At 75.5% G+C, this 20,103-nt stretch carries 8 protein-coding genes; 7 read left to right on the plus strand and 1 reads right to left on the minus strand.

The features are described from left to right. The first annotated feature begins 275 nt into the window (after positions 1 to 275). The 6 genes from ABEB00_RS18025 (at position 276) to ABEB00_RS18050 (ending at position 17,566) form a co-directional block, all read left to right on the plus strand. Positions 276 to 4,490, plus strand: a complete 4,215-nt coding sequence (locus ABEB00_RS18025) for a non-ribosomal peptide synthetase (protein WP_345620789.1) — start codon at positions 276 to 278, stop codon at positions 4,488 to 4,490. After that, a complete protein-coding gene (locus ABEB00_RS18030; protein WP_345620791.1) occupies positions 4,487 to 13,960 on the plus strand; it encodes an amino acid adenylation domain-containing protein in 9,474 nt (3,157 codons plus the stop codon). Before ABEB00_RS18025 ends, ABEB00_RS18030 begins: the two co-directional genes overlap by 4 nt. A gap of 13 nt (positions 13,961 to 13,973) precedes the next feature. Beyond that, on the plus strand, positions 13,974 to 15,083 hold the full coding sequence (locus tag ABEB00_RS18035; RefSeq protein WP_345620792.1) for a GSCFA domain-containing protein: 1,110 nt from the start codon (positions 13,974 to 13,976) through the stop codon (positions 15,081 to 15,083). Positions 15,084 to 15,099: 16 nt separating this feature from the next. After that, positions 15,100 to 15,723: a hypothetical protein gene (locus ABEB00_RS18040; RefSeq protein ID WP_345620794.1), complete on the plus strand. Its 624-nt coding sequence runs from the start codon at positions 15,100 to 15,102 to the stop codon at positions 15,721 to 15,723. Positions 15,724 to 15,794: 71 nt separating this feature from the next. Further along, complete coding sequence (locus ABEB00_RS18045) at positions 15,795 to 16,673, plus strand: TauD/TfdA dioxygenase family protein (RefSeq protein WP_345620795.1); 879 nt, start codon at positions 15,795 to 15,797, stop codon at positions 16,671 to 16,673. Between the two features lie 50 nt (positions 16,674 to 16,723). After that, positions 16,724 to 17,566, plus strand: coding sequence for a hypothetical protein (locus ABEB00_RS18050; protein WP_345620796.1), 843 nt, complete (start codon positions 16,724 to 16,726; stop codon positions 17,564 to 17,566). 45 nt (positions 17,567 to 17,611) lie between these two features. Here the strand turns inward: ABEB00_RS18050 and ABEB00_RS18055 are convergent, their stop codons facing one another. Continuing rightward, the gene (locus ABEB00_RS18055; protein WP_425586517.1) at positions 17,612 to 18,940 is read right to left on the minus strand and encodes a diacylglycerol/lipid kinase family protein; all 1,329 of its coding nucleotides are present in this window, start codon (positions 18,938 to 18,940) and stop codon (positions 17,612 to 17,614) included. Positions 18,941 to 19,268: 328 nt separating this feature from the next. On the opposite strand from ABEB00_RS18055, the gene ABEB00_RS18060 reads away from it, so the two are divergent. Beyond that, the gene (locus ABEB00_RS18060) at positions 19,269 to 20,066 is read left to right on the plus strand and encodes an alpha/beta fold hydrolase (RefSeq protein ID WP_345620797.1); all 798 of its coding nucleotides are present in this window, start codon (positions 19,269 to 19,271) and stop codon (positions 20,064 to 20,066) included. Positions 20,067 to 20,103: the final 37 nt, after the last annotated feature.

The following is a 20,103-nucleotide window of genomic DNA, read 5'->3' on the forward strand; positions in this document are numbered from 1 at the left end:
ACGAAGTTTCCCGGCGAGCCGCGAACCCACCGTCTTTTCTCCTAAGCGCGGATCGCCAGGCAGTATTTCTTTCGTCGTATCTCCCCGGACGCCCGCTCAACGACGAGCCGATGCGGTACCACCCCTCCCCCCCACCCCCTCCTCGCTCCCGCGCGCACCCGCCTCCCCCGATACCGGTCGCGCGCATCCTTTCGGCCTTCGGCCGTCCGGTGATCCCGGACCGCCGTGCCCCTCCCCTGCCCCAGTCCCCTCTGCCGGGAAGACCAGGTAAGCCGGTGCAGCACACCCCCGCCTCCGTCCCCGCGCCTCGCCCGGGCGCGGACCCCACCGAGAACCACGCCGAGGACACCCCCCGCCTCCGGCCGGCCTCCTTCGCCCAGCAACGCCTGTGGTTCCTGGCACAGTTGCCCGGGGCGAACACCGCGTACAACGAGACCGTGGCGCTCTCCCTCACCGGCCCGCTCGACCGTCCGGCCCTGGTCAGGGCCCTGGACGCGCTCAGCGACCGCCACGAGACACTGCGCACCCGGCTGGTCTCGAAGGACGGCGGCGTCCACCAGCTCATCGAGCCGCCCGGCACCGGTTTCCCGCTCGCCGCGGAGGACCTCGGCGAACTCGCCGACCCCGACGCCCAGGTCGTCGCGCTGCAACGCCGCGAGGCGGAGCGGGAGTTCGATCTGGCGGCCGGTCCGCTCGGGCGTGGCCGCCTGCTGACGCTGGCCCCCGAGCGCCACGCACTGCTGCTGACGCTCCACCACAGCATCTACGACGGCGCGTCGATGAACGTCATGATGCGGGAGATCGGTCTGCTGTACCGGGCCTTCCGCGCGCACGGCCCGGACGCCCTGCCGCCGGACGCCCTGGCGCCGGACTCTCCGCCACCGGCCCCCCTGCCTCCGCTCCCCAAGCAGTACGCCGACCACGCGCGGGAGCAGCGCGAAGCGGTCGAGGGCGGTGCTCTGGCGGACCAGGAACGCTACTGGAAGCAGGCGTTGCTGGACGCGCCGCCCGTTCTCGATCTGCCGACCGACCGGCCGCGTCCGGTGGAACAGCGGTACGAGGGAGGCCGGGTCGAGTTCGAGCTGGCCCCGGACGTCGTCTCGGCGCTGCGTACGCTGGCTCGGGCGCACCGGGCGACACCGTTCGTGGCCGTGCTGACCGGCTGGAGCATCCTGCTCTCCCGGCTGTCGGGCCAGGACGACATCGTTGTCGGAAGCCCGGTCGCGAACCGGCGCGGCCCCGGTGCGGCCGGCCTCATCGGCTTCCTGGTCAACTCGCTGCCGCTGCGCGTCGATCTCTCCGGTGCGCCGACCGCCGCCGAGGCGCTCGTCCGTACCCGTGCCGTCGTCCGGGAGGGACTGGCCCACCAGGACCTGCCCTTCGAACGCGTCGTCGAGCTGGTCAATCCGCCGCGCAGCGCTTCTCGCACCCCGCTGTTCCAGACCATGCTGGCCTGGGTGCCGGACCGGCGGAACCTGCTGGATCTGCCGGGCGTCGAGGCGCGGCCGCTGCCGATCGCCGATGCCCCGGCCAAGTTCGATCTCGCGCTGTCGCTGACCGAGTCCGAGGGGCGCCTCCTCGGTCATCTCGACTACGCGACCGCCCTGTTCGACGACGCCACGGCGCGGCGCTGGGCGGAGTATCTGCGGCGGCTGCTGACCGACATGGCCCGCCGTCCCGACCGCGACATCCGGGACCTGGAACTGATGGACCCGCAGGAGTCGCGGCGGCTGGTCCGCGAAGGCGACGCCACGGGGTCGGGAGACGCCCTGCCGCTGCCGGGGTACGCCGCGCCGCCGGGAGACGCCCAGGCATCGGACGCCTCCGAGGGAACGGGAGACGTCAAGGGTGCGGGAGGCTTCGAGGGTGCGGGAGACCTCAAGGGTGCGGGAGGCTTCGAGGGTGCGGGCGAAGGGGGTCCGGAGGGCGATCCGGTGGCTCTCGCGCTGCGGTCGGCCTCGGGGATCGCCGCGCTCTTCGAGGCCCGGGCGCGTGAGCACGGTGAGCGGACCGCGGTGGTCGACGGTGAGCGGGAGCTGGACTACGCGACCGTGGACCGCCGCGCCAACCGGCTGGCGCACGCCCTCGTCGCCCGGTCCGTGCGCCCCGGTGACGTGGTGGGCCTGCACGCCGGGCGCTCGTGCGATCTCGTCGTCGGCATCCTGGGCATCCTCAAGGCCGGCGCCGTCTACCTGCCGCTCGACCCCGGGCAGCCCCGCGACCGGCTGGCCGGCATGGTCGAGGACGCCGCCTGTCCCGTCGTACTGAGCGACCGTTACGACGACACCGGCCGCCCCGACGGATGGCTCGATCTCGCCGGTGTGGAGGCCGAGGGGACCGAGAGCGAGCGGCCGCCGTCCGGCACGGACCGCGGGCCGGACCGCCTGGCGTACGTGATCTTCACCTCCGGGTCCACGGGCCGTCCCAAGGGCGTCGCGGTGGAGCACCGCAGCGTCCTCAACCTCTTCGCCACCTGGCACGCCCGCATGGGCACGGCCCCCGGTGAGGCCGGTTCGGCCTGGTCCAGCATCGGCTTCGACGCCTCGATCCACGAACTGCTGCTGCCCCTGACCACCGGCGGTGTGCTGCACCTGGTCCCCGAGTCGCTGCGCGGCGACCCGGAGGCCCTGCTGGCGTGGCTGCGGGAGCGGCGGGTGACCCAGGCGTTCCTGCCGCCGGCCTACGTCAAGTGGATCGACGAGGACCCGGCCGTACGGCTGCGCGGGCTGGCGCTGCGCAAGCTGCTCACCGGCGTGGAGTCGCTCACCGAGGCCGCCCTGCACCGCATGACCCGGCACCTGCCCGGCCTGCGGATCTGCTTCGGCTACGGGCCCACCGAGGCGACCCTGTACAGCACCGCCTACTACGAGCCGCGGCCGCTGGAGCGCCCCTGCCCCATCGGCCGCCCGCTTCCCGGCACCCGCCTCTACCTGCTCGACGACCGTATGCGGCCGGTGCCGCCGGGCGTGGTCGGGGAGGTCTACCTCGGCGGGGCGTCCCTCGCCCGCGGCTACCTCAACCGTCCCGACCTCACCGAGGAGCGTTTCCTGCCCGACCCGTTCGTGCCCGGCGAGCGGATCTACCGCACCGGTGATCTGGCCCGGCGGCAGCCGGACGGCGAGGCGGCCTACGTGGGGCGCGCGGACGACCAGGTCAAGCTCCGCGGGTTCCGGATCGAACCCGCGGAGATAGAGGCGGCGTTCATGGCACTGCCCGGCGTCCGGGAGGCCGTGGTCCTCGCCGACCGCGACGCCGCGGGACAGCCGCGGCTGGTCGCCGGTGTCGGTCGCGGTACGGCGCCGGCGCGCACCTCCGGCGACTGGCGGGCCGCGCTCTCCCGCCGCCTGCCCGACTACATGGTCCCCGCCGTCGTGGTCGACCTCGACACCCTGCCGCTCAACCGCAGCGGCAAGGCCGACCGCGCCGCCCTGCTGGCGCTCGCCCGCGAGCGCACCTCCACCCAGGTCAACACCGCCAGCCCGCGCGACCACGTCGAGCACGCCCTGTACCGGATATGGCGGAGCGTGCTGCTCCACCCGGACATAGGCGTCGGCGACGACTTCTTCGAGATCGGCGGTACTTCCCTGTCCGCCATCAAGATGGCCCACGCCGTGACCGAGTCCTTCGGGCGGCACCTGCCGGTGGCCGAGGTCATGACGCGGCCCACGATAGAGGCGCTCGCCGCGCTGCTCCGCGAGGACGGCACGGACTCCGCCCCGGGCAGCCTGATCGAGTTCCGGCGCGGCGAAGGCCCCCGGGTGGTCTGCGTCCACCCCGCCGGCGGCACCGCGTTCTGCTACCTGCCGCTGGCCGAGCACCTGCCCGCCGATGCCGGGCTCTACGGCATCCAGTCCCCGGGGGTGAACCCCGGCGAGGACGTCCTGCCCACGGTGGAGGCCATGGCGGAGGAGTACCTGCGCCTGCTCGGCCCGATGGACGACGGCCCCGTGGTGCTGACCGGCCTGTCCTACGGCGGTCTCGTCGCCCACCGGATGGGGGAGATCCTCGGCCGCGCCGGGCGCCGTGACGTCAGTGTCGTCCTCCTCGACACGCAGGCCACCGACGACGCCGCGGCCCGCGCGGCGATCACCGCCGTCGACGAGGCGGAGTTCCGCGACAAGCTTGTGAGGTTCAACGGGATGTATCCCGGCATGGACGACGCGCAGATCGAGCGCTACTTCCGGCTGTACAACCACAACCGGTCGACGGCCCGGGAGTACCTGCCCGCCGCCTCCCCGACCCGCCTGGTCCTCGCCCAGGCCGTGCCGGACGGTGCCGACACGCCCTTCCACGCCGAGGTCCGTGCCTTCTGGCAGCGGCGGGCCCGGGGTGACTTCGAGGTCGAGACCCTCGCCTGCGACCACTGGGAGATCCTCGAAGGCGCCGAGGCGGTGCGGGTGGGCGCCCTGCTGACGGCGGAGCTGGCCCGCCACGGACACCGGTCCGCCCCGGCGGCCACCGCCGCCTCCTCGAAGGTGGGGGCACGATGAGCACCGACGTCACCTCCGTTTCCGGCTCCGCCGCGCGCCGGCCCGCCTCGGCTCTCGCCGACGCCGTGCTCGCCCGGTCGCGGCGCACGCCGTCCGCCGTCGTCGTCGAGGACGGCACGCACCTGCTCGACCACGCCGGGCTCGACCGCCTCAGTGGCCTGGTGGCCGCGCGGCTGCGCGACCTCGGGGTCGGCCCCGGGCAGGCCGTCGCCGTCTGCCTGCCGCGCTCCTGGCGGCTGGTGTGCGTGCTGCTCGGCGTGCGCCGCGCCGGTGCCACCGTCGTCCCCCTCGACCGGCTCAGTCCGCCCGACCGGCGGCGGCACATCCTCGACGACTCGGGCGCCGTCGCCGTCGTCCACGACGGTCTTCCCCCGGTCACCGGAGAGTTCCTCGCCCTCGACGCCGGCCTGCTCCTGCGCGACGGGACCGATCAGGACGACGGAGACGACCGGGACGGCCAGGCCGACCGAGACACCGGAAGAGGCGGAGGAGGCGGCGCCCGGCAGGAGGTACCGGCGGCGGTGCCGTCGCGGGCCACCGGCGACACCGGGACGGGGTTCGTCTTCTACACCTCCGGCAGCACGGGCCGTCCCAAGGGCGTCGAGGTCACCGACGCGGGAGTCCTGCGGCTGGCCGAGCCCGGCTACATCGGTCTGCGGCCCGGTGCCCGGTACGCCTGTCTGTCCAACCCCGCCTTCGACGCCCTCAGCTTCGAGGTCTGGGTACCGCTGTTGACCGGCGGCGTCTGCGTGATCCTCGACGACGAGCAGGTGCACAGCCCGCACCGGCTGGCCGCCGCGCTGACGGACCGGGGCATCGACACGCTCTTCATCACGGCCGCCCTGTTCAACGCGGTCGTCGAGAGGGTGCCCGACTGCTTCGGCACCGTCTCCCAGGTCCTCGTCGGCGGCGAGCAGCTCGACGCACGGCTGATCCGCCGGTGGTACGACGCCAACCCCGCCGCGCGGACGGTCCTGCACAACGCGTACGGGCCGACGGAGGCGACCACGTTCGCCCTGTGCCATCCGATCCCCCGGGACTTCGCGGGCGCCACCGTGCCCATCGGCACCCCGCTGCCCGGCACCCGCACACTGCTGCGCACCGAGGACGGACGCACCGCCGAGCCGGACGAGACGGCCGAACTGCTGCTCGCCGGGCCCGCGCTGGCCCGGGGCTACCGCAATCTGCCCGAGCAGACCGAGCGGAGCTTCATCGTGCTGCCGGGCACGGAGGGCGGCGAGGGCGGCGAGGGCGGCGAGGAGCGCTGGTACCGCACGGGCGATCTGGTACGCCGGGACACCGAGGGCCGGGTGACCTACGTGGGCCGGGCCGACCGCCAGGTGAAGGTGCGCGGATTCCGTATCGAGCCCGGCGAGGTGGAGCGACGCGTCCTCGCGCACCCGGCGGTGCGCCAGGCGTACGTGTGCACCCGCCGCGACGAGGCCGGCCGGAGCGAACTGCTCGCCTTCGTCGTCCTGGGCGGCGATCTCGCCTTCGACGCCTACGACCGGCACCTCACCACCGGGCTGCCGCCGTACATGCGGCCCCACCACACCCATCTCGTACCGGAACTGCCGCTCACCGCCAACGGCAAGGTCGACCGGGACGCGCTGCTGCGCGACGCCCCGGCCCCGTGGCGACGCCCGTACGAGGGCGACACGCCGGTCAGTGACGAGCAGCGGCCCGTGCTCGGCCTCGCCGAGGACATCCTCGGTGTGCCCGGGCTGCGCCCCGACGACCGGTGGATACCCCACGGCGGCGACTCCCTGAAGGCGTTGCGGTTCCGCTTCGAGGTCATGCGGCGTTTCGGCGTCGACCTGCCGCAGAGCCTGGTGCTCACGGCCGACCTCGCCGCGCTCGCCGCGGCCGTGCACGCCCCGGACGCGGCGGGGGGCGAACACCCGCCGGTGCCCGCCGCCTCCGGCGAGCCCACCGCGCCGGCCACCAGGGAGCAGGAACGCCTCTGGTTCCTGCACCAGCGGGACCCGGAGGACCGCGCCTACGACGTGCCGCTCGTCTTCCGTCTGCGGGGCGCCGTCGACCGCGCGGCCCTGCGCGCGGCCGTACTCGGGCTGGTGGAGCGGCACGCGGCGCTACGGACGCGGCTGGTCCCCACCCCGCAGGGGCTGCGCCAGCGCGCGGGCGACCCCTACGACCCCTGGGAGCGGCTCGACGCCGACGAGGGCACGCGGTGGCGGGACCTGGCCGACCGGTTCTTCGATCACCGCTTCGACCTCACGGACCCGCGCATGCTGCGCGCCGCCTGGGCGGGCGGCCCGGACACGGGGGTGCTCCTGCTGCACCTGCACCATGTCGCCGTGGACGGCTGGTCGCTCAGCCTCCTCTTCCGCGACCTCGCCGACGCCTACTCCGCCGCGCTGCGCGGCGAGTCCGGCGGTCCCGCCGCGCCGGCCGCGATCACGCCGCTGGACTACGCGCGCTGGCAGCGGCAGTGGCAGGAGAGCGCCGCGTACGGGCGCCGGCGGGCCCGGCTCGGCGAGCGCTACGGCCGCCACGGCGAGCTGTCACCCACCCTGCCCGGCTCCGGGACGGCGGCCGCCCGGCCCCGGGCGCGGCTGCTGCGGACCTCCCTCGACCTGGTCCGCCGGTCCGCCCTGGACCGGCTCGCCACCGAACGCGGCCTGACCCGCTTCCAGTTGCTGGTGTCCGCGTTCGCCGCGAGCGTGTACGGCGTCACCGGCCAGGACCGTCCCCTGGTCGCCACGCCGGTCGCGGGCCGGCCGCGGCCCGAGTTCGCGGACGCCGTCGGCATGTTCGCCAACACGGTCCTGCTGGAGCTTCCGCTCCGCCCCCACGAGGGCCTCGCCACCCATCTCGCCTCGCACGCCGACGCCGTCCGGGACGTCCTGGAGGACCAGGAGGTCGCCCTGGCCGATCTCCTGGCCGATCCGGCGCTGCGCGAGCGCACCCCTCTCTTCGACTATCTGTTCGTCCTGGAGAACACCGACTTCTCCGCGCTGCGCCTGGACCACTGCGAGGTGCGGCCCGCCTGGCCCGAGCCGCTCGGCGCCAAGTGCGCGCTCACCCTGTCCGTGGTCGAGCACGAGTCCGGCTTCGACTGCCTGTGGGAGTACCGCGACGACCTCGGCGCCGAGCGCGCCGAGGCGGCGGCGCGGCTGTTCCGCCGGTGCCTGGACCACCTGACCGGCGACGACGACGGCGTCACCCTGCACGAACTGATCGCCGACCACCGCCGCGGCCTGCCCGACACCGGCCGGGGCGAGACGCTCGCGCCCGACTTCGCGACCGTCGCCGACGGCTTCGCCCGGCAGGTGGCCGCCACCCCGCACGCCCCGGCCCTCACCGACGGCGAGACGACCCTGACGTACGCCGAACTGGACGCGCAGGCGAACGAGCTGGCGGCCGGTTTGCGCGCACGTCATCCGCTGCCGGCCGATCCCGCCGCGCCGGCCTGCGTCGCGCTCTACCTCCAGCCGTCCGCCGAACACCTCGTGGCGCTGCTGGCCGCCGCCCGGCTGGGGGTGACCGTCGTCCCCCTCGACCCCGCCTATCCGCCGTCCCTGCTGCGGCACGTACTCGACCAGGCGGACCCCCTGTGCGTGCTGGTGGCACAGCGGGACCTCGACGTCCTGGACACCCTCGCGCCGGCCTCGCTCCCCCGCCACCCGGTCGCTCTCGCCGACGCGCCCACCGCGGCGCCGGTGCCGTCCGCGCACCAGGGGCTGCGCCCGCTGTACACGCTGTTCACGTCCGGCTCGACCGGCGTCCCCAAGGGCGTCCAGGTGCCCGACCGGACCCTGTGCAACCTGCTGACCTGGCAGCGCGCCGCGGGCGGTCTGGGCCGGCCGGCCCGCACCCAGCAGTTCTCGATGCTCTCCTTCGACGTCTCCTTCCAGGAGATCTTCACCACGCTGTGCTCCGGGGGGCTGCTGCACCTGGTCGATCCCGCCTGGCGGCACGACGTCCCGGCCCTGCTGCGGCAGTTGGAGTCGGCGGCGGTGGAACGGATCTTCCTGCCGTACGTGGCACTGCAGTTGCTCGCCGAGCACGGGGTGCGCACCGGGCGGTATCCGTCGCGGCTGCGCGAGGTCGTCACGGCGGGCGAGCAGTTGGTGTGCACCGACGCGATCCGCCGCTGGTTCGCCGGTCTGCCGGGCGCCCGTCTCTTCAACCACTACGGTCCCACCGAGACCCATGTCGTCAGCGCCCTGTGCCTGGAGGGCGACCCGGCCGGCTGGCCGCTGCGGCCCGCCATCGGGCGGCCCGTGGCGGGCGCCGTCCTGCGGGTGGTGGACGGCAGCGGGCACCCGGTCGCGCCGCAGGCCACCGGGGAGCTGCTGATCGGCGGGGTGATGGCGCGCCGCTGCTACCTCGGTGACCAGGCCGCGCACCGGGAGCGCTTCACCGACGACCCCGAGCTGGGCGTGCTGTACCGGACCGGCGACCTCGCCCGCTTCGACGCACAGGGACTGCTCCACTACGCGGGGCGGGACGACGCGCAGATCAAGCTCGCCGGTCACCGGCTGGAGCTGGGGCAGGTCGAGGCGGCGCTCCTGCAGTACCCGGGCGTGGTCAACGCGGTCGCCGCCGTGGCGGACGGCCACCTGGTCGCCGCCCTGGAGTGCCGGGGCGGCGACCCTGATCCGGTCGCGCTCGCGGAGCACCTGTCGGCGCTGCTGCCCGCCCATGCGCGCATCGCCCGCTTCCGTCGCGTGAGCGCGCTGCCGCGCACACCGAGCGGCAAGCTGGACCGGCGCGCCACGCTCACCGCGTCCGGTCACGACCTGAGCCGGACGGACCCGGCCGCCACCGGCCTGTCACCGCTGGAGGAGCGCCTGACGGCAGTGTTCGAGGACGTGACGGGCAAGCGGATCGGCGTGCGTCAGCGGTACTTCGACGCCGGCGCCACCAGCCTGGACCTCATGCGTTTCCAGCTCGCCTGCGACGGCGAGGACGGGCTCTCCTTCTCCGTACCGGACCTGTTCGAGCACGTCACCCTCCGCGCCCTGGCCGGTCACCTGGCCGGGCGGCACGGTGCGGGGACCGACGGGGCGGGCCACGCGGTGCCACGGACGGGCCGGGCCGCGGGGGCCGGGCCGGACCGGGAGGCCGGCGACGAGCCCGTCGCCGTCATCGGCATGGCCGTACGGCTGCCCGGCGCGCCCGACCTGGCCGCCTTCTGGGACCTGGTGACCTCCGGCCGCCGGGGTATCGAACACTTCCCCGCCGCGGACGGCCGGGTCGGCGCCCGCAGCCAGATGGACGGGCTCCTCGCCTTCGACCCGGGGCGCTTCACCCTCAGCCCGGGCGAGGCCCGGCTCATGGACCCGCAACAGCGTCACCTGCTGATGAGCTGCGTCGAGGCGCTCGCCCACGCCGGTATCGGCGACCCGGCCGGCCGGGGGGTGGGGCTGATCGCCGCCTGCGGGGAGAACACCTACTTCCAGCACATGCTGCGCGAGGGCGACCCGGACGCGCTGCCCGACACCTTCCGGCTCGCCCTGCACCACGAGAAGGACTTCCTCGCCACCAAGGCGGCCTACCACCTGGGGCTGACCGGTCCCGCCTTCACCGTGCAGTCGGCGTGCTCCAGTTCGCTGGTCGGCGTGCACCTCGCGGCGGCGCTGCTGCGCCAGGGCGACGCCGACGTCATGCTCGTCGGTGGTGTCCTCGTCGACACCGGACTCACCGACGGCTACACCTACCGGCCGCAGCACATCTTCTCCCCCGACGGGCACTGCCGGCCGTTCAGCGCGGACGCCGCCGGCACCGTGGGAGGCAGCGGCACCGGTGTGGTCGTACTGAAACCCCTCGCCGCCGCCCGCCGCGACGGCGACACGGTGTACGCCGTCGTCACCGGCTCCGGCATCAACAACGACGGTGCGGACAAGCTCAGTTACAGCGCACCGGCCCGTTCCGGCCAGCGGGCGGCGATCCGTGCCGCCCTGCACCGCAGCGGCCGCGGCGGCACCGACCTCGGCTATGTGGAGGCGCACGGCACCGGCACCGCGCTGGGCGACCCGGTGGAGGCCGCGGCGCTGCGCGAGGCGTACGGCCTGGCGGACGACGCGGGCGTGGCCCTGTCCTCGGTCAAGAGCCAGATCGGGCACCTGGGCGCCGCCGCGGGCGTCGTCGGCATGGTCCGTGCCGTGCTCGCCGTCCACCACGGGGTGGTCCCGCCCACGGCGGACTTCGACCGGCTCAACCCGGAGATCGACGCGGGTCCGTTCCGGGTGCCGGTGACGGCCGAACCCTGGCCCCGGGACGTGCCCCGGGTCGCCGCCGTCAGCAGTTTCGGGATCGGCGGGACCAACGCCCACCTGCTGCTGGAGCACCCCTCCCACCGGCCGGCCGGGCCGGCGCCCGATGCCGGTGTGCCCGCCGGCCTGCCCGCCGCGGTGCCCTGTGTGGTGCTCTCCGCCGCCAGTGCGGCCGCCCTGCGCGCGGACGGCCGCCGCATAGCCGACTATCTGGACGCGCACCCCGGCTCCTATCCGCAGGTGCTGCGGCATCTCCAGGCCGGGCGTCCCGCGCTCGGTCACCGGGCGGCGGCGGTGTGCCCGGACGCCGCGTCGGCCGCGGCCTGGCTGCGCGCGCCCGCCCCGGTCGCCGTACCGGCCGTCCGGGAGGAGGCGCCGGCGCGGAGCGACGACCCGCGGTTCCTCGCCGAGGCCTGGACGGCCGGTCGCGGCGTCGCCTGGCCCGAGGGACCGGCCTGGGCGCCGTGGGACTTCCCGCCGCCCGCGTTCGACACGTCCGAGTACGACTTCCCGCGCGCCCCCGGGCGGGCCGCGTCCGCGCCCGCGCCTGTGCCCACGCCTGTGCCCGGGCCGGAGGAGGCCGCCCTGCCGCCACGGCGGCTGCCCGCCGGCCAGTGGCTGCACCAGCCGCAGTGGACACGGCTGCGCCGGGCCCGTTCCGGTGTTCCCTCGGGACCTGGCGCGGTTCCCGCCGCCCTGCCCGCAGGACGCGCCCCCGGGGCGCCGGTGGACGGCCCGGCGGAGGCCGGTCCGGTGCGGCGGACCGCCGTCGTCGTCACCCCGGACGCCGGCGGCGCCACCGGCGCGGACACCTGGCGGTTCCTGGAGGAGCACTACGCCCGGGTGGTGCGGGTGCGGCCCGCGACGGCCCTCGACCGGCTCGCCGACGACCGTTACGAGGCCGACCCCTGTGACGCGGGCCAGCTCGCGGCGCTGCTCGCCCTCGTCGACGACGGCGGCGGGTCCGGTGTCGACTGGCTGCACGCGCTGCCCCTGGCTCTGGACGGTCGCGTCGACGAGCGTGCGCTGGAGGACGCCCAGCGGGTCTGTCTCGACGCGGTGGCCGCGCTGAGCAAGGCCCTGGGCGGCCTGCCCGCCGCCCGGAGGCCCCGGGTCTGGCTGCTGTCGCACCAGGCGCAGCCCGTCACCGGCACCGTCGCCACGCCCCTGGCCGGGCTCCTCGCGGCGGGCGTCGAGACACCTCGCCAGGAACTGGGGGTGGTCCCCCGCTGGATCGACCTGCCCGGCCCCGACCCGGTGGACTGGGCACCGTACCTGCCGGCCCTGCTGTGCGACGCCGCGCCGGCCCCGCGCGTGGTCGCCCTGCGCGACGGCTACTGGTGGCACCGCCCCGTCCAGCCGGTCCCCGCACCCGAACTCCCCGCCGACGGCGTCCGGGTGGCCGAGCCGGGCACCCATCTGATCCTCGGCGGGACCGGCGGAATCGGCGTCACCTTGGCCACCCGGCTCCTGGCGGACCCCGCCAACCGCGTGGTCCTGCTGGCCCGCGGCACCGGGACACCGGCGGGGCTGCGGCCGTACAAGGACCGTGTGACGCTGGTCGGCGCCGACCTCGCCACGGAGGACCTGGACGCGCTCGCCGACCGGCTCGCCCCGCACCTCGACGGTCTCGCCGGCGTCGTGCACGCCGCGGGCACGGCCGCGGGCGGGCTCCTCGCCGGACGGGTGGCCACGACGGCCCGCCGCGCCACCGCGGCCAAACTGCGCGGTGCCCTGCTCGTCGAACGGCTGGCGGCCCGGCACACCCCCGCGTACGTGGCGTACTGCTCGTCGATGGCGGCCCAGCACGGCGGTGTCGGCCAGTTCGACTACGCGGCGGCCAACGCCTGCCTGGACGCCTTCGCCCACTACACGCCCCCGCCGAGCCGTCCTGCCTCCGGCGGTGGCGGCGCGGTGACCGACCGGCTGAGCATCGGCTGGGACATCTGGCGCGAGGTCGGCATGGCCCGGCAGGCGCTGAGCGGCGACCGCCGCCACCAGGAGCACCTGAGGGTCGCGCTCACGCCCGAGGACGGCGCGGCGGTCTTCGCGCACGCCCTGCGCCTGCGGCTGCCGCACCTGATGGTCAGCACGACCCCCCTGCCGGAAGCGCGGTTCTTCTACGAGGCGGCGCCCGCCGCCCGTCAGGAGCCGTCGGCCCAGGAGCCGTTCACTCGGGAGGACCGGCCGGGCGACCCGGCGGCCGAACTCACCGAGGTCCTGTGCGAACTGCTCGGCGTGGACACCGTCGCCCCCGACGCACCCCTGTACGACCTGGGGGCCGACTCGCTGACCCTGCTGGAACTGCTGGAGGAGGTGAAACGCCGCTACGGCACCGACATCGACCTCGCCGCCCTCGGCCACCGGGTGAGCCTCACGGAGATCCTGGGCAAGCTGGGCGGCGACCCCCGCCGGCCCGCCGTACCGGGTGCCGGAGCGCAGGTCTGGCAGGAAGGGCCGGCACAGGCCGAGGCGGAGGTCGAGGTCTGGCAGCGCGGCACCGGCGAGGACGTCCTGTGCCTGGTCCATCCGGTCGGCGGCGACATCCAGGCGTACCGGCCGCTGGTCTCGGCCCTGCCCGGCGAGCTGACGGTCTGTCTGATACCCGACCCGGCGCTGCGCGATCCGCGGTTGCCGGCCCGGTCGATCGCCGACCGCGCCGCCGACTACCTGCGGGCCGTGCGGGCCGCCTTCCCCGACGCGGGCCCCCGGCTACGGCTCGCGGGCTGGTCGTTCGGCGCCTGGACCGCCTTGTCGATGGCGGCCCTCGCCGAACGGGACGAGCGGCCGGTCGCGGGCCTGTACCTGCTCGACCCTCCGCCGCCCGGCGCCGGAACGGAGTTCGCCGCGTACGACAAGGCGCAGGTGGACGAGGTCTTCGCCCGGGAACTGGGCGGCAGCCGGGCGGGCGGCCTGACCGATCCGGGCCGCGCGTACGCCGAGCGCCTCGCCCGCTGCTGCCGGGCCAACCTGGCGGCCATGGCCGAGCACCGGCTGCCGCGGATCACCGCTACGGCCACCACGGTGTGGCTCGCCGAACGCCCGGTGGACGCCCCCTCGCTCGCCCCGCGGCCGACGCCGCCGGGCGCCTGGGACGCGCACCTGCCCCGGACCTCGCGGGTGCACCGGGTCGACGCCGACCACTACGGCCTCGTCGCCGCGCCCCACGCGCGGGACGTCGCCGCCGTACTCGCGGCGGACCCCGGCCGCTCCGTCCGGCAGCCCTGAGGAGGCACACCCCATGGCACCACACCCCTATACGAGCCTGCCGGCGCGCTCCTTCTGGCGCAGCGCGGTCGCCGAACGGGACCCGCTGGACGTGGCCGACCTGTGGACGCCGAAGTTCCCCATCGGCCAGGACGCGCCCGTCATCACCGCGGGGTCCTGCTTCGCCGGCCACATCGGACGGGCCCTGCTGGAGGAGGGCATGCACTGGTACGACGCCGAGCTGCCGCCGCCGGGGCTGACCGCCCAGCAGCGGGCGGACCGCGGCTACCGCCGGTTCTCCTTCCGCACGGGCAACATCTACACCGCCGCCGGGCTGCGCCAGTGGATCGCGTGGGCGCTCGGCGTCCGCACACCCCCGCGGGAGGTCTGGGAGGAGGACGGGCGCCGGCACGACCCGTACCGGCCCACGGTGGAGCCGGAGGGGTTCGCCTCGCCCGGTGAACTGCTGCGCTCCCGCGAGGTCACCCTCGGCGCGCTGCGCACCGCGCTGGCCGAGGCGGAGGTCTTCGTCTTCACCCTCGGTCTGACCGAGGCGTGGCACGACACGGAGCTGGACACCGTGCTGCCGATGTGCCCCGGGACCGTCCGCGGGACCTTCGACGCCGACCGGTACGTCCTGCGCAACCACACGGTGGCGCGGGTGCACGAGGACCTGGCGGAGGCGCTGGCCATGGCCCGGGGCGTCAACCCCGGTCTGCGGACGGTCCTCACGGTCTCCCCGGTGCCGTTGACGGCCACCGCCACCGGACGGCACGCCCTGGTCGCGACCACCTTCTCGAAGTCGGTGCTGCGCGCGGCGGCCGGGCAGCTCGCGGACGAGGACGACCACGTCGACTACTTCCCGTCGTACGAGATCGTCACGGGACTTCCGGCCCCGCCGGCGCTCCCGGGCGCGCCGGGTGCCCCGGGCCGGCCGGGCTTCTTCGAGGCCAACCTGCGTACCGTCCGTCCCGAGGGCGTGGCCTTCGTGATGAGCCACTTCTTCCGGGCCCTGCGGGGCGAACCGTCCCGCACCCCCGGCACTCCCCCGCAGCCCCTGCCCGTCGCCGGCGGAGAGGACCACTCCTGTGACGACGCCCTGCTCGACTACTACGGCCCCCGCCCGGTTCCTCCTGCTCGGTGACTCCCACGCGGCCTGCGTGGGACAGGCCGCGGCGGCCGCCGGACTTCCCTTCGCGGGCGGGCCGGTGGGTTCGGGCCGGGACTTCCTGGGCCCCTTCTTCGACACCGACGGCACCGAGGTGGTCTTCCGCGCGGCCGAAGGGCAGCGGCTGTACCGGGAGTTCCTCGACGCCCTCGGCGCCGAAGGACTCGCCGGACTGCCGGTGCCGCTGGTGTGCACCTTCGGGTTCAGCGCGCACACGGTGGCCACCCGGCAGAACTGGGACGTCCACCGCGACCGCCGGGGCGGCTTCCCGGATGCCTTCCTGCGCGGCGCGCTCTTCGCGGACCTGGTGAAGGCCATGGTCCGCGGCGCGCTCGCCTTCTACGACCACACGGCGGCGCTCGGTCTGCGGGTACTGGCGCCGATGCCGCCGCAGCGCGTCCCCGGCATGGCGGACGCGAGGGTGTTCCACGCCGCGCAGGACATCGTCCGGGACGAGGCCGCCGCGCGCGGCGTCGAGATCGTCGACCTGCGCGCCCGGGTGACCGACCGCTCGGGAGCGCAGCGCCCCGTCTTCAGCCGGCCGGACGACACGATCCACGGCAACCTCGCCTTCGGCCGCCTCGTGGTCGCCGAACTCCTCGACCGCGGACTGTGAACCGCCCGCACCCCCCGTCCCCACCCCGGCCCCAGCCCCGTACCACCCCGATCCAACCCCGGAGGACCCCCATGGAGCAGTACGCCCTTCAGGCCGTCGAACGGCTGACCACCCGGCCCGCAGAGCCGTACGAGACCCTCTCGGTCAGCCCCCTCACCCCGCTGCTGGGCGCGGAGGTCTCGGGCCTCGACCTGTCCCAGGAATTGACGCCGCGGCAGGAGAAGGAGATCAAGCACGCCTTCCGGACCCACCACGTCCTGGCCTTCCGCGACCAGGACCTCACCCCCGAGCAGCACAAGCGGTTCGCGGGCGTCTTCGGTGAACTGCACCCGGTCACCCTCCCCGTGGAGGGTTCCGACCCGTACATCCTGGAGATCAGCGCGGACAAGGACTCCCGGGCGGTGGCCGGCAACGGCTGGCACTCCGACGGCACGGCCGACCCGGCGCCCTCCCTCGGGTCGCTGCTGTACCTCACGACGGTTCCCGAGGGGGGCAGCGGCGGCGACACCCTGTTCGCGAACATGCACCTCGCCTACGAACTGCTCTCCCCCGCGATGAAGGAGTTCCTCGGCGGGCTGACCGCCCTGCACGACGGCGCCCTGCCGTGGACCGCCGCCGGACAGACCCCTCCGGCCGAGTACGACGTACCGCGCACCGAGCACCCCGTCGTCGTCCGGCACCCGGAGACCGGCCGCGAGCTGCTCTTCGTGAACGCCCCCTACACCTCGCACATCACCCAGCTCTCCCGTACCGAGAGCGACACCCTGCTGGGCATGCTGTACGCGCACATAGCGGGCACCCCGCTGCTGCACTGCCGGGTGCGGTGGCAGGCGGGCACCCTGGTGCTGTGGGACAACCGCAGCGTGCAGCACCACGCCGTGTGGGACTACTACCCCCTCACCCGGCTCGGCCGCCGGGTCGCCGTCGAGGGCACCCCCCTGCACCGCTGATCCGGCCGGCTCAGCTCGTCGATCCCCTCGGGAAAGGAGGGCGGTTGCGTATGACATCCACGGCCGACGGGGCGGTGGGGTTCCTCGCCGCGCTGAGGTCCCCGGACGCCGGGCCCCGGTCCGGTGCGGCCTTCCCCGCGTGGGTGTGGCCCCTCGCGGCCGCCCTGCACGACGAGTTGCCGCCCGGTGACCGCGACGACTGGGCTCTCCGGCTGCACGCGCTGCTCCTGGAGGGGTGCGGGGAGGCCCAGGAGAAGTGCGCGGAGAGCCGGGAGGGGTGCCAGGAGGGGTGCCGCGAAGGCCGGGAGCACGGGGTCGCCGGTCTGTCCGTGGTCCACGACTGGCACCGCCGTACGGTCCTGCCGCTCCTCGCCGGGACGGCGCCCGCCGCGCAGCGGGTGCCGTTCGCCCCCCTCGTCCGCCTGCACACCGAGGCGGCCGCGGGACGGCCGGCCGGCCCGGACGCCTGGCGGGCCGCGCTGCACCCGGTCCTGCTCCATGTGCACGCCGCCGCCTACGACCGGAGGACCGCCTACGCCGAGGGCCACGCGGGAGCCCGTGACTACGCCCTGTCCCTCGGCCGGTCCCCGGCCGAGGCCGACGCCTACGGCCACGAGTACGCCGAACTGAGCTGTACCGCCAACGCGCGCGCCTTCGCCGAGGCCCACGCACTGGCGCTGAGCGACGCGCTGGCGCACGCCTACGCCGGCGACGGGTGCGGGGCCTACGTGGACACGTTCCCCGGCTCGTACGTGCGGGCGGTGGTCCGTGCCTGTGCGCGGGCCGGGCCGCGCGCAGCGGCCGGGGACCCGTCCCCGCGCCTTGCCGAGGGGCTCCTCACGGCGCTGGCCGCGACGCGCCCGGCCAGGCGCGTCCGGTTGCCTCAGGGGTGATTCCGGCGTCCGTCGCAGGCGGGTCGACCGCACTGGCGGCCGTGGTCACTCCTCGCGGCGTCCGGGACGGCCGAGGGCCAGGGTGACGAGCCGGCGCCAGTCCAGCGGCGGCTTCGGCGGTACGGCACCCGGCCGGTCCCGGGGCACCAGGACGCGCAGGGCACCCGGCCGGACGGTGCAGACCACGGGGGTGGGCAGCAGCAGCGCCTCGCCGTCGACGGCCACCGGGATGCTCGCGGCGCCGGCGGTGACCTCGACCCGCCGGGACGTCAGGAGGGTCAGGGCCGACGAGAGCGAGCCGCGTACGGCGAGGTCGGCCGCCTGCACGGCACCGTCCACCCGGACGCCGAGCACGCCGAGCACGCCTCCGTCCAGCCGGGGCCTGCGCCCCACCTCGCGCGGATCGGTCGAGGTGTAGGGGTTGTTGCTGACGAGCAGGGCCTGCTGCCCGTCGAGCGGCCGGTCGTCGGCGCGGGCGTCGAGGCGCTCACCGGCGCCGCCCGCCAGCAGATCGGGCAGCGCGTCGAGCGCCGTACCGGTCTTGGCGTCGCGGTACTCGGGGCGCCGCACGATCTCCGCGTACACCCCGAAGGAGACCGTGTTGACGAACGCCCGGCCCGCCACCTCGCCCAGGTCCACCCTGAACTCCACCCCGTCGGTGAGGGCGTCCAGGCACCGGGTCGGATCGGCGCGGTCCAGGCCGAGGTCCATGGCGAGGTGGTTGCGGGTCCCGGCGGAGATCACCAGGAACGGCAGGTCGTGTTCGGCGGCGACCGCGGCGACCAGCGCCTGGGTGCCGTCCCCGCCCGCGACGCCGAGCAGGTCGGCGCCCTGGGCGACGGCATCGCGGGCCAGTCGGGCGACGTCGGTGTGGGTGCCCGGTTCGAGGAGGAGCACCCGGGCGCCGAGGGCCTCGGCCCGCTCGACGAGCCCGAACCGCCCCACCTTCCCGCCGCCCGACGCCGGGTTCATGATGAGGACCGCCTGCCGGTGCGGACCGGCCGGCCGGACGGCCTGCCGTGTCGCGCCGTCCGGGCGGTGCCCCACCCGCAGGGCGCTGCGGGCGCAGGCCAGGGCCACGGCCCAGAGCAGGATCGCGGCCAGCGCCGTGAACCACATGCCGCCGTTCAGGAACAGCACGAAGACGGTCACCGGAGCCGCCACGGCGAGCACCGCGCCGAGCACCCGCAGCACCCCGCGGTGGGCCAGGAACCACCAGGCGCCCACCGCGCACACCGCGAGGCCCGCTCCGAGCAGGAGGATCAGGGAACTGCCGTCGAGCGACAGCAGGGAGACGAGCATCGCCAGCACGGCCGCGAGCAGCGCGCAGCGCGCCGACGTCCGCTCCCGGTCCGACGGTTCGGCCTTGCTCACCCACGCGCTCCCCACTGCTCCGAGGCTCCGGACGACCGGGAGCCGCCGGGCAGCCTACGGCCTCCCGGCGGGCCGGCGGCGCCGTCCGGTCCGCGGCCGCCCGACGCTGCCCTTCGACGTGCCCGTCCGGACCACCACCGCTGCCCTCCCGCACGTTCGTTCCCCCACCGGCCCGGCCGGTCCCGGGTGGCCGACGGGCACCGCTCGCGGTCCGGTTCGCCGACACCGGGCAGGGAGAGGCTCGTGCGGGCGGCCCCGTCCGCACGGGGACCGACGGTGGTACGGTCCCCGCGGGCCGGGGGCTTCGGGGCGGGAAGGGGCAGGGCACATGGCGGTGTTCCTCGCGAGTGACGGCACGGAGATCGCGTACGAGGTCTGGGAACGGGACTCGGAGCTGCCGCTGGTGCTGCTGCACCACGGTTTCATCGCCTCGGGGCAGTCGAACTGGGAGGCGCCGGGCATCGTCGCGGCGCTGACCGGTGCCGGGCGGCGCGTCGCCACCCTCGACGCCCGCGGGCACGGCGCGTCGGGCAAGCCCCACGACCCCGCCGCCTACGGTGAGGCCCGGATGGCGCGGGACGTGTCGGCGCTGCTCGATCTGCTGGGCGAGGAACAGGTCGACCTGGTCGGCTACTCGATGGGGGCGATCGTCGCCCTGCTCACCGCGGTCCGGGACCGGCGGGTACGCCGCCTCGTCGTCGGCGGGGTCGGCGCCGGGGTGCCGGAATGCGGGGGCGTGGACTCCAGGGTGATCGGGGGCCCGGCGCTCCAGCACGCCCTGCGCACCGACGACCCCGGGTCGATCACCGACCCGACCGCGGCCGGTTTCCGGGCCTTCGTCGACGCCGTCGGCGGTGACCGCGCGGCGCTCGCCGCCCAGGCCGCGTCGGCGCACGCCGAACCGATCCCGCTGGACCGGATCGAGGCCCCCACCCTCGTCCTCGCCGGACGCGACGACCCGCTCGCCGCCCGCCCGGAGGTGCTCGCCGCGGCCGTCCCCGGCGCGACCCTGCGCACGGTCGCGGGCGACCATTTCGGGGCGCTGCGCGACCCGGACTTCGTCGGCCACCTCCTCGGCTTCCTCGACCACGCCCCGGCCCCGGCGTCCACGCCCGACCCCGCTTGAGCCGACCGGCAAGCCCGTACTCGGTCGCCGGCCCGCA

Origin of the sequence: Streptomyces ziwulingensis, assembly GCF_039542605.1 — a bacterium.
In the GTDB taxonomy this organism is placed as follows: Bacteria; Actinomycetota; Actinomycetes; order Streptomycetales; family Streptomycetaceae; genus Streptomyces; species Streptomyces ziwulingensis.